Annotated in this window: 10 protein-coding genes; all 10 read left to right on the forward strand. The window is 40.8% G+C overall.

What is annotated here, in order from left to right:
* The first annotated feature begins 1 nt into the window (after nucleotide 1).
* Nucleotides 2–883, forward strand: coding sequence for a sulfite exporter TauE/SafE family protein (locus I585_RS15410; RefSeq protein ID WP_010741593.1), 882 nt, complete (start codon nucleotides 2–4; stop codon nucleotides 881–883).
* A 302-nt stretch (nucleotides 884–1,185) separates the two neighbouring features.
* Nucleotides 1,186–2,679, forward strand: a complete 1,494-nt coding sequence (locus I585_RS15415) for a PucR family transcriptional regulator (protein ID WP_010741594.1) — start codon at nucleotides 1,186–1,188, stop codon at nucleotides 2,677–2,679.
* 130 nt (nucleotides 2,680–2,809) lie between these two features.
* On the forward strand, nucleotides 2,810–4,102 hold the full coding sequence (locus tag I585_RS15420; protein WP_010741595.1) for a cytosine permease: 1,293 nt from the start codon (nucleotides 2,810–2,812) through the stop codon (nucleotides 4,100–4,102).
* A gap of 3 nt (nucleotides 4,103–4,105) precedes the next feature.
* On the forward strand, nucleotides 4,106–5,203 hold the full coding sequence (locus I585_RS15425) for a DUF917 domain-containing protein (protein WP_010741596.1): 1,098 nt from the start codon (nucleotides 4,106–4,108) through the stop codon (nucleotides 5,201–5,203).
* Nucleotides 5,191–6,774, forward strand: coding sequence for a hydantoinase/oxoprolinase N-terminal domain-containing protein (locus I585_RS15430; protein WP_010741597.1), 1,584 nt, complete (start codon nucleotides 5,191–5,193; stop codon nucleotides 6,772–6,774). Before I585_RS15425 ends, I585_RS15430 begins: the two co-directional genes overlap by 13 nt.
* A 189-nt stretch (nucleotides 6,775–6,963) precedes the next feature.
* On the forward strand, nucleotides 6,964–7,986 hold the full coding sequence (selD, locus tag I585_RS15435; protein ID WP_010741598.1) for a selenide, water dikinase SelD: 1,023 nt from the start codon (nucleotides 6,964–6,966) through the stop codon (nucleotides 7,984–7,986).
* Between the two features lie 13 nt (nucleotides 7,987–7,999).
* Nucleotides 8,000–8,590, forward strand: coding sequence for a sulfurtransferase-like selenium metabolism protein YedF (gene yedF, locus I585_RS15440; RefSeq protein WP_010741599.1), 591 nt, complete (start codon nucleotides 8,000–8,002; stop codon nucleotides 8,588–8,590).
* A gap of 145 nt (nucleotides 8,591–8,735) precedes the next feature.
* Nucleotides 8,736–9,002 (forward strand): putative Se/S carrier protein, encoded by a 267-nt coding sequence (locus I585_RS15445; RefSeq protein WP_010741600.1) that lies wholly within the window; start codon nucleotides 8,736–8,738, stop codon nucleotides 9,000–9,002.
* A 4-nt stretch (nucleotides 9,003–9,006) separates the two neighbouring features.
* Nucleotides 9,007–10,896: a selenocysteine-specific translation elongation factor gene (gene selB, locus I585_RS15450; RefSeq protein WP_010741601.1), complete on the forward strand. Its 1,890-nt coding sequence runs from the start codon at nucleotides 9,007–9,009 to the stop codon at nucleotides 10,894–10,896.
* A gap of 34 nt (nucleotides 10,897–10,930) precedes the next feature.
* On the forward strand, nucleotides 10,931–12,055 hold the full coding sequence (locus tag I585_RS15455) for an aminotransferase class V-fold PLP-dependent enzyme (protein ID WP_010741602.1): 1,125 nt from the start codon (nucleotides 10,931–10,933) through the stop codon (nucleotides 12,053–12,055).
* Nucleotides 12,056–12,092: the final 37 nt, after the last annotated feature.

Below are 12,092 nucleotides of genomic sequence, written 5' to 3' on the forward strand. Positions count from 1 at the left end.
TATGGTAACAGTACTATTAGCGATTTATATTGGTTTGATCTTATTACACACGGCAAATATGGGACGCGATTTGGTCAAAAATAAAGATGACTTGGGACATGGAAATTGGTTTGTTTCAGGAATCATTGGTTTCATTACAGATTTTTTAGATACGTTAGGGATCGGAAGTTTTGCACCAACAACGTTGCTTTTGGACTTTACAAAACAATTAAGTTCTGACCGTTTGTTACCTGGAACTTTAAATGTGGGTCATGGGATTCCGGTATTGGTTGAAGCATTTATCTTCACTCAGGTAGTTGATGTATCGCCAGTAACCCTATTTGCTTTAGTTGGTTCTGCAACGATCGGCGCGTTTATTGGTTCAAGATTTGTAACTGGTTTGCCGGAAAAGAAAGTTCAACTTTGGATGGGCTGGGCATTGATTGTTACGGCTATATTGATGTTCGCACGTCAACAAGGTTGGATCGATATCTTAGGTGCAGATAATACAGCGACTGCATTGACAGGAATTAAATTGATCATTGGTGTTGTGATTAACTTCTTCTTAGGAGCATTGATGACGATCGGTGTTGGTTTGTATGCGCCATGTATGGCAATGGTTTATATGTTAGGTTTGAGCCCGCTAGTTGCTTTCCCAGTAATGATGGGTTCATGTGCAGGTTTGATGCCAATCGCAAGTTTGAACTTTGTTAAGACAGGTGATTACGCGCGTAAAGTTAGTTTAGCGATCACTGTCGGTGGGATTATCGGGGTAATTATTGCTGCGAAATTCGTAACTGGCTTAGATTTAGAAATTCTAACTTATATCATCATTTTAGTAATTATTTACACTGGTATCACTTATATTCGTAAGAGTATGAAGCCGTCAGCAGCAAAAGCGTAAAAAAAATAATTTGAAAACTATCAACTCAATTGAGTTGATAGTTTTTTTGTATGTTTTGATAAACATAGGCCGAGCCAGTGGTTCAGTAGAAATTTCAGCGAGAAAAACGATTCTCACAGTTGTCATGATTCATCCAAGATAATTTTTTCAAAGTAGTTATTTTCATCGCTCAACAACTTGAAACGGTTTGAGTTATGTATTTTTCGAATGGATTTATTTTAACAAAACATTTAGATTTCAATGAAATTTTATTCATTTTTTGATAGAATAAGCCAAACGTTTTCAAGAATGGAGGAATACATTTGAATGTTCAAGATATATTGAGATTGCCGTCAATGAAAGGGGCCCAAATAATTGCTGGCGAGCCGCAAAAACATCGTTTAGTCACCACGATCTCTGTTCTAGAAGTATCTGAACCCAGCTTATATAGTCAAATGCCTATTAAGGGTGAGTATTCCGGGAATGAACTGGTACTTACATCCTTTGCTCAGATTGCAGAAAATGTAGAGAAGCAACTTGAGATTGTTTCTATTTTGCACCAGCATAACCAATTAGGCATTATTCTATATTATGTCGGACTCATCATGCCGAAGGTTTCCGATGAATTATTGACTAAGATGAATGAGCTGAAAATGATTTTGATCTTGATGCCGGTTAATCGAATTGATTTAAGATATAGCGAGGTTATTTCTGAGGCTTTATCCTATATCAATGGGGAAGAAAATGAGCTCGATCCTCAGCAGGATATTTTACTTGAGACGATTCGGCAATTGCCGGCTCCTAATCAAATTGAGACCGCCTTGAGCATTCTGTCAGACAAATTTAAATGTAGTCTATTCATTAAAAGCCGTGAGAATGAGGTCTTATTATCGAAGGCATGGCCTAGAAGCTTAGATCAAAGTTTAAGGGAGATTATTGCTGACAAGAGTGAGAGCGATGCGACGAAAAATTCACCGATAGAACTAAATCAGATCTACTATTTTCAAACCAATACTAGGTTAGCACTTGCCGCATTAGAAACACACTATTATTTAGCCATTTTCAAAAAGGAGCCTTTAGCGGAAAAGCAGCATGCAGGAATAAAGACGATTATTGAAAAAACGATTAAATACTTTGGAGAAGAGCAGCTGCTGAATACAGGGCAACAATTTTTTTCAGCATGCCAAACAGGTGATTATCATACGGCCGCTTTATTGGCTCAGAAGGAAGGCATCGACATAAGTAAACCTTTGAAACTGTATTGCATGCAAAGGGAAAAGGTAAAAAGGAGTGGACGGATTTCTCAGTTAAATGGAATTTATTATAAGGAGCAGGATTTAGAATGGATAGTTGGAAATGTTGAGGAGCAATCACTCCAGAACATTTTTTCTACAAATGAGTTGAATTCTGACTTTTTCTTTATCAGTGGAGAATTTACAGGTCTTATTTCTATTTCAACTCAGATGACGGTCATAAAAAAGCAAATTGATGACAGTAAAAGGGTCTTTCCCAAAAAGCACTGCTTTTATCCAGAAGATCTATATTTACTGCAAGATGTGACATTAGATACAGAGCTGATTTACTTAGAACGTTATCTGGAAGAAGAATTGATTGAGACACTGGCAGTATATTTTTTAGACTGCGACGAGAATATAAACGAGACGTCCAATGTACTTTTTTTGCATAATAATACGATCAAATATCGTTTAAAACGTGCACAAGAGCGATTAAAAGTGTCTTTCTCTCATACAGCTTCACGCTATCTGCTGATTAAAAACTTGATTTATTTTCGAAAATATCCCCAAAAACGGCTATAGGAGGCTAGTTTTGTCAATAGTGACAAAACAGCTTCTTTTCTTTTGTCTTAATAACATAGCCATGGTTTTCTCATTTGGTTATAATGATAAAATATTTATTTATCAGAATATTCAGAAATGAGGGGGATATATGGAGGAAGTAGCAGAAACAAATTCGGGAAATTATGAAAGAGAGCGGGTACCTGAGAAAGATCGAAAACGCTGGTTGTCTATCAGCATGGTTTGGATCGCGATTGGGATTGATTTATCTGGGATGTTTATGGGGGTGGCGTTGTCACAAGGAATGGCCTTTTGGACAGCGATATCCGCAGTGGCGATAGGATCGATTATTCTAGGAGTTTTGGCAGTCGGAACGACCTATATCGGTGCCAAAGCGGGCTTATCTACAGGAATGATATCCAGAATTTCTTTCGGGAAAAAAGGGGCTTCATTGATGGGCGCGATTATGGGGATTTCTTCATTGGGTTGGTTTGGTGTCCAGATCGGTTTCTTTGCGGAAAACATCGGCTCTGCGATTAGTCAATTGACGAATACGGCAGTCCCCTCTTGGCTATTATCTTTGATTGGCGGCAGTTTAATGATGCTTTCGGCATTTTGGGGTTATCAAGCGATTGAAAAGCTTTGTACTTATTCAGTTCCGTTGTTAGCGGCGCTGATCATTATTGCGACAATCATGTCGATAAATAAAAACGGTGCAGCAGGCTTGGCTATTCCACCGCAGGGGTCTACTACTTCCTTTGGTCTGGCGGTCTCTCTTGTAATTGGGGTGTATATGGTAGGCGTGGTGATGGCTCCGGATGTTGCTCGTTGGGCACAAAATCCAAAACAAGCGATGATTGCGGGCTTTGTTGGTTTCACGATTGGGAATAGTTTCATGATCATTATTTCATTGATCTTAGTGAAAGTAATGAATACTTCTGATCTTACAGCTGTATTCTTTACTTTAGGACTGGGAATTCCGTCTATTTTGGTTTTGACCTTGGCACAATGGACAACTAACACAAACAATCTTTATTCTGCATCTTTGGATTTTTCGATCGTATTCAAACGAGTGAACCCTAAAATCATTACTGTTACTTGTGGTTCCTTAGGCATTTTGATGGCGATGTTTGGGATTTATGGCATGTTTGAAAATTTCTTGTCGATTGTTACAGTTTTAGTTTCTCCGATTGCTGGAATCTACATGATTGACTATTTCTTTTATAAGGAAAAGTATGAATTCTCTTATGAGGAAAAATTACAAGATTATTATCCAATATCAATTATCTCTTGGGTGATTGGCAGTACCATTGCGTTTATGACAAGTCAGCCTCCTGCAGGTTTTGGTCTGTTTACTTTGACGAACGTCTCTGCACTGGATGGCATTTTAGTAGCTGGAATTAGCTATTTTGTTTTGACAAAACTGAATAAAGGACGGAAATAGTTCATGAAATGGATAACAGTAGAAGATTTAGAGAATATTTCAATTGGGGCTACCTTGTTGGGAACCGGTGGAGGGGGCGATCCCTTTGTTGGCAAATTAATGGCGTTACAGGCGATTCAAAAATATGGACCGGTCAAGGTTTTACAATTAGACGAGCTGAATGATGATGATTTAGTCATGCCTGTTGGCTCAATAGGTGCGCCTTCTGTATCCAATGAAAAAATTGCATCAGAGGAAGAAATATATGCTCCTGCAGAGGTATTAAAAGAGTTTTTCCCTGAACGGACACAAGCGATTATGCCGATTGAAATTGGTGGTGGAAATTCGTTGTTGCCGATTGCCTGTGCGGCCAAAATGGGCCTGCCGATCGTTGATGCTGATGCAATGGGGCGCGCCTTTCCAGAGTCACAAATGGTGACGTTCTTTTTGAAAGGCTATCAGCCGGAAATTGTCGCGATGGCGGACAGTCAAGGCAATCGCATTGTTTACTATCCGAAGGACGGAGAGTGGTCGGAAAAAATCGCACGCTCGATCACAGACGTTATGGGCGGCAGTGCCAATATGGTAGATAATGTTTTCCCCGGGAAAATCGTTAAAGAATGTGGAATCGGTGGAACGTTAACATTGGCAAAAAAAATTGGTGAAGAATTAACAAGTTTCAGCGAAACCACGTCTCCTGTAAATCGACTGTTAACAATTTTGAATGGTTTTTCATTATTTGAGGGAAAAATCAATCATATTGAACGAAATGTAGAGGGCGGATTTACCAAGGGAAGAGCTACGCTTGCCGGAATAAGCGGAAACAAAAATGAAACATTAGAGCTGCTTTTTCAAAATGAGTTGCTACTTGCCAAGAAGGATGGTGCCGTTCTTGCTTCGACACCAGATTTGATTTGTGCATTGGATTATGAAACAGGGCGGCCCATTACTACAGAGACATTACGCTATGGTTCGCGGATTCATGTTATTGCGTTACCTAGTGATCCTAAATGGCGAACTGAAAAAGGAATTGATGTTGCAGGTCCGAAATACTTTGGTTACGACATAGAGTTCAAACCTGTGGAAGAATTGATGGGAGAAAAAAGTATATGTATCGATTAGGCATAGATGTTGGTGGCACAAACACAGATTGTGCGATTCTAGATGAGAATTTAAATTGTATAGGAAAAACCAAAAGTCCTACGATGGAGGATGTTAGTCAAGGAATTAATGTAGCGATAAAAAAGATTTTGAAAGAAACCAAAATTTCAACAGAAAAAATTGATGTTGTGATGTTAGGAACCACTCATTGCACAAATGCGATTGTCCAGCGAAAAGAATTAAGTAAAATTGGGATCATTCGTTTAGCAAAACCGGCAACAACTGCGGTTGCTCCGATGGTGGGATGGCCTGAGGAACTTTCGACTCAAATGAACACACAAATATTTATCGCTTCTGGCGGTTATGAATATAATGGGAAACAGATTGCTGAAGTTGATGAAAATGAAATTCGCGAAATTTGCCGGCAGATGCGAGGAAGAGTTGAAGCCGTAGCCGTTGTAGGAGTTTTCTCTCCAGTGAGCAATGTGCAGGAAAATCAAGTTGCAGCAATCGTGGAAGAAGAACTGTCTGTTCCGGTAACTTTATCAAGTGAAATTGGATCAGTTGGACTGTTAGAAAGAGAAAATGCGAGTATTTTAAACGCAGCTCTTACACAAACGATTTCCAAGATGATCAACGGGTTAAAACAGGCTTTGAAAAATAATAAACTCGAAGTAGATGTGTTCATCTGTCAAAATGATGGGACATTGATGGACTTGGAAAAGGCCTTAAATTATCCAGTGCTCACGATCGGATGCGGCCCAACAAACTCTATTCGTGGCGCTGCACATTTGAGTTCTCTAGATGATGCTCTAGTAGTCGATGTTGGTGGCACGACAACAGACATCGGTGTATTGAAAAAAGGATTTCCACGCGAATCCTCATTGGCGACGACCATTGGCGGAATTAGAACAAATTTTCGAATGCCAGATGTTCTTTCCATCGGTTTAGGTGGGGGAACCATTATTCATACAGAGGGTGGGCTGAAAGTCGGGCCAGATAGTTTAGGCTATCGCATACTGGAAGAAAGCCTATCTTTCGGTGGAGAGGTCTTGTGTACGACGGATATTGCGATTGCTAATCAGAACAGTCACCCAGTAAACGGAGCGGTTTCGCAGAGTTTAGATGAAACGATCGTTTGCGATGCCAAGCAAACAATTAAAGAAATGATCGAAGATGCGATTGACCAAATGAAAACGGACAGCCAAGAAATACCGGTTATTTTAGTTGGAGGAGGAAGTATTATACTGCCTCAAACGATGGATGGAGTATCTGAGGTGATCATTCCAGACAATTATGATGCTGCCAACGCTATTGGTGCAGCTCTTGGGGAAGTTTCCGGTGAGGTGAACTCTGTGTATTCATTGGAGAAACAGACACAAGAAGAGGTAGTAGCGATTGCTATTGATTCTGCTAGACAAGAAGCGATTCATTCTGGTGCAGCACAAGAAACGTTGAAAACAGTTTTTGTGGAAGTTATTCCATTGGCGTATTTGCCAAAACAAGCGGTAAATATCAAAGTAAAAGTGGCAGGTAAGTTAAGTTTTTCAAAAATGCCAACAACCAAGGACCGTGTTAAAAGTTTCACTTAATATGTAGTAGTCAAAAAGCATTTCCTAACATTTAGGAGATGCTTTTTATGATAGATCGGTCTTGAACCGAACAGAGGTATTTAAAACGGTTTTATGAAGCAGTAGAATCGTTATAAATTGAGTAGAAATATACGTGGAGAAACAAAAAGTAAACTGTTATAATAGAAACCGTGAAGGATGGTGGAACGTATGGAGACAGTCCAACAATTGATCGTCTGCGGCGGATGTAATGCAAAAATTGGGCCAGGAAATCTTGGCGATTTATTGGCAGATTTGCCAAAATCAACGAATAAGAATTTGTTGGTGGGATTTGATTCGACCGATGATGCTGCTGTTATTAAATTAAGAGATGATTTAGCGATTATTCAAACACTAGATTTTTTCCCAACAATGGTAACTGATCCCTATCTTTTTGGAAAAATTGCAGCCGCAAATGCTCTAAGCGATGTGTATGCGATGGGCGGCGAAGTGTTGTCAGCACTTAATATTGTCGCTTTTCCAGAAGAAAAGGATTTAAATATTTTAAAGGAAATTTTACGCGGTGGCGCTGAAAAGGTACAGGAAGCCGGTGCAATTTTGGCAGGTGGACACTCAATTCATGATCAGTCGGTGAAGTACGGATTATCCGTTACTGGTACGATTGATCCAAATAAGATTTATCAAAATAATACTTGTCAGTTGGGAGACCATCTGATTTTAACCAAACCATTGGGTGTGAGCATCATTACCGTGGGCTACAGTGCAGAAGAAATCAGTGAAGAGGCATTTGTGAAAGCAACCACGAGCATGGAAACATTAAACAAGTATGCGATGGATATCATTCGCAAATATTCGATTAACAGCTGCACGGATGTGACTGGTTTTGGTTTGGCTGGACATTTACATGAGATGACGAATGGTCGTTTCAGTGCAGAAATTCAATCAAAGAATCTTCCTTATTTCCCGGAAGCTTATCAAGGCGCGAAAGAGTTTATCTTAACTGCGGGTGGGCAACGGAATCGGAATTATATGGAAGATAAAATGGATTTTCAGATTGATGATTTTGGTATTGAAGAATTATTGTTTGATCCGCAAACTTCAGGCGGTCTTTTAGTAAGTGTGCCGGCGGAGGAAGTGGAGGCCTTACTCCAAGAATTACAAGCGGCTGATATTCCGGCGCAAGATTTTGGTAAGGTTGTTGAAAAACAAGAAAAAGAACTAATTGTTTACTAGAAAGGTGGATAATATGTTTAAAATTGATGCTTTAGGTAAGGCTTGTCCGTTACCAGTAATTGAAACGAAAAAAGCACTGCGGGAACATGAAGTGGTGCAAACGTTAGTGGATAATGAAATTGCTACGCAAAATTTAAGGAAAATGGCGGAACAGCTTGGCTATATTTACCAAATGGATCAGGATGCGCCAAATCATTATATCGTGGTTATTTCAAAAGGGAATGCGGATCTGACTGACGAAACGCTGCAAGTATCTGAACCCGCAGCTACGGTGGACGATTATATCGTAGTAGTGGACACCAATGTTATGGGACGCGGTTCCGATGAATTAGGGAAAAACCTTTTGAAAGGCTTTATTTATTCGTTAACAGAACAAGACGTATTGCCGGAAAAGGTTATTTTCTATAATGGCGGTGTGCATTCAGTTGTAGCCGATTCTGACTCTTTGGAAGACTTGAAAGGATTGTCAGAGCAAGGGGTGGAAATTTACGCGTGCGGTGCTTGTTTGAACTTTTATGAGCTGACCGCTGCGGTTGGTGAAGTCACTAATATGTATCGCATCGTAGAGATGATGCGCCAAGCGCCAAAAATTGTTAAACCATAAAACGTTCTTTTTCGCGCTGCAGCAGGCTGATAGATAGAAAAACCGCTCATTATTTATGAGCAAACTAAATTTTAGATGGCTTGAAAATAAGGTTAATTTTTCCCAAGAGAAATTAATACTTCATCATGAAAAAGGAGCAGTTTTTATGCAGACATACGGAGTTGCATTGTTTTATTCAACCCGGGAGGCCATGAAAGCTGAGAAAATTGCGAAGGAAGCCCAACTTGCCGTTCGAATCATTCCCACACCGGAAAAGATTCATGCTAGTTGCGGCTTTTCTTTGAAATATCCGCTGAATGAGGAGGACTCTTTATCCTCATTGCTCGCTGAGGGAGAGATTGCTTCAGAGGGATTTTATCATGCGATCCAAGAGGGCTTGAAGACAGAATATACGTTGATTCAGAAAGGATAAATAAATGGCAAATATTGTGATTGGAACGGCCGGGCATATTGATCATGGAAAAACAACTTTGATCAAGGCCTTGACCGGAATCGAGACAGATACGACCAGCGAAGAAAAGAAGCGCGGGATGTCAATCAATTTAGGTTTCGCGTATTTAGATCTGCCTAACAATAAACGTGTCGGGATTGTTGATGTACCGGGTCACGAAAAATTTATCAAAAATATGGTGGCAGGATTGCCAGGAATTAATCTGGTTTTGTTAGTGATTGATGCGGCGGAAGGAATCATGCCGCAAACGAAGGAACATATAGATATTTTAACTTTGCTGGGGATTCGCGATTTCTTGATCGTTTTGACTAAAGTCGATACGGTCGATCCTGATTTGAAAGAATTGGTTGTTGAGGATATTCGTGAGCAGTTGGCGGATACACCGTTGGCTGAGGCGGATTTGATTGAGACAGATGCGGTAACTGGAACCGGAATCAAGGAGTTGCTGGAGAAAATTCAAGAGCATTCAGAGGAAGTAAAGGAACGTTCTGGGAGCGGCTCGGCCCGCCTGAATGTTGATCGCGTTTTTAGCGTCAAAGGTTTTGGTACGGTCGTTACAGGAACGCTATTGGATGGCTCAATCAATGCAGGCGATGATCTATATCTTTATCCAAGTCAGAAAAAAACGCGGGTACGGAATATTCAAGTTCACGAGACGGATGTAAAAAGTGCTCAATCGGGACAACGAACGGCCTTGAATTTGGCAAATATTGCTACTGATGAAGTTCAACGGGGCGATGTTTTATCGGTGTCGGAAAAACTGGAAGATACTTGGATGTTGGATGTGAAAGTCACCTGCCTGTCTGAAGTAGAGGGCGGAATAGGTTTATGGGATCGTGTCCGCTTATTAGTTGGCACGCGCGAAGTGATGGCGCGAACGGTCCCGTTAGGAGTCGATTGGATTGGACCAGGTGAAGAGGGGTTCTTGCAGCTGCGTCTAGAAGAGCAAGTCGCAGTTAAGGAACGCGACCGATTCATCTTACGATCGTATTCACCGATGCGCACAATTGCTGGGGGTGAGGTATTAGATGCCGCACCGCACAAACATCGTCGCTTTAAAGTTGAGATTCTTGAGAGTCTAAAAGCGAAAGAAGAAGGCAGCTTGGATGAATTAATTATTGATTTCATGATCAATAAGAAACAGCCTTTCACGAAGGAAAAAGAATTACTTGAATATTTGGGGACAGCTAAAGAGGAATTGCAGCCGATTGTAGCCGAGATGGTTACTGAAGGTCGCGTGATCGAAACCAAAGTAGGGTATTTGGCACAAGCAAGCTACAAGAAATTAGCGGATCGTTCAACAGAAATTTTGGCTGCTTATCATAAGCAATATCGTTTACGTTATGGAATGCCTTTGGAAGAATTCCGTTCGCGGATGCGCAGTGTTCTTGCCGAAAAAGAAATTTCAGCTTTGATCGGGTTGATGAAAGAGGACTTAGTCAAAGAAGCGAATGACAAAATCGCTTTAGTAGATTTCGAGGTTACCTTTAATAAATACCAGCAGGAAGCGAAAGAAAAAATCGAAAAGGTTTTAGCTAAAAACAGCTTCACCCCGGTTAAAAAAGAAGAATTATTCGATCTGGATAAAAATGCCGAGGAAGTGTTAGAAGCTTTGGATGGTGATACGGTTGTCTTCTTGACCCACGAGTATGTTTTATTAGGCAAAGTATTCGATCAAGCGGTAAAAATGATTCAGGACTATATCGCAGAACATGAGCAGATGACTTTAGGCGATTTTCGTGATTTGACCAACTCTAGTAGAAAAGCATCGATGTTGATTTTGGAATATATGGATAAGCAAGAAATCACAAAACGAGTAGAAAACTATCGTGTTTTAGGGAATCGATCCAATTAAATCAATAATAGAATTAGGAAAGGAGGGAAATTAAATGGGGATTTATATGGATAATGCTGCCACGACGGCTCAAAAACCTGCGGATGTGGCAGAGGCGATGACGAAAATTTTACAAGGCGAGTACGGCAATCCTTCTCGGGGGGCGCATGGGTATTCTTTAGCCGGTTTTCGCGTCGCTGAAGAGGCTCGTGAACAGGTAAAAAAATTATTTCAAGCAGATCAACGTTATGAAGCGGCTTTTACCAATAATGCTACCGTTGCATTGAATGAAGTGTTAAAAGGCTTGATTCAAGCAGGGGATCATGTGATTACCACTGATTGGGAGCATAACTCAGTTTTACGCCCGTTGTATCAGCTGGAGAAGCAGGGTGCTAGTTTTGACGTGATATCCAGCGAGGCTGTGACTGGTCGTTTGAATTATGGGGAGTTTGTGGAATATCTCCGCCCGGAAACGAAGGCTGTAATCTGCAATCATGCCAGCAATGTTACGGGCAATCTATTAGATCTTGAATGGGTCAAAGATTTTTGCGAGAAGCATCAGTTGTATCTAATCATTGATGCCTCACAAACAGCCGGGGTTGTTCCAATCGATCTTAGTGATGGGAAAATTTCAGCGGTGTGTTTTACCGGTCACAAATCTCTCTATGGTCCGCAAGGGACGGGCGGTGTTTGTCTGCGAAAAAATCTGCCCATAGAACCTGTTTTGACTGGCGGAGACGGCATGCAGTCTTTCTCAAAAGTGCAGCCTAAGGAATTACCGACTTTATTAGAAGCAGGCACATTGAACATCCCTGGATTGGCTGGATTAACTGCTAGTATTCAGTGGCTGCAAGCAAAAGAAGCAAGGCCGGAGCTGGGTGAGTATTTTTATCAAGGATTAGAGGAAATAGCCGGCTTGACGATTTATGGGGATTTTACTGGTGCACGGGTAGATGTTTTTTCTATCAATATCAAAGATGCCGAATCGGCGATCGTCAGTGATCTTTTGTGGGAGGAGTTTAGTATTGCTACTCGCCCCGGATATCATTGCGCTCCGTTGATGCACAATGCGTTAGGAACGGCTGATCGCGGAACGGTCCGCATCTCTTTTTCAAGTTTTACTACCAAGGCTGAGGTCGACGAAGTTTTGGCAGCACTAAGAAATCTGGCGTTACGCTAAGAAAGCAGGTGGCACATGTCAAAAGAGATTCAAAAAA

Origin of the sequence: Enterococcus malodoratus ATCC 43197, from assembly GCF_000407185.1 — a bacterium.
GTDB classification, from domain to species: Bacteria; Bacillota; Bacilli; order Lactobacillales; family Enterococcaceae; genus Enterococcus_A; species Enterococcus_A malodoratus.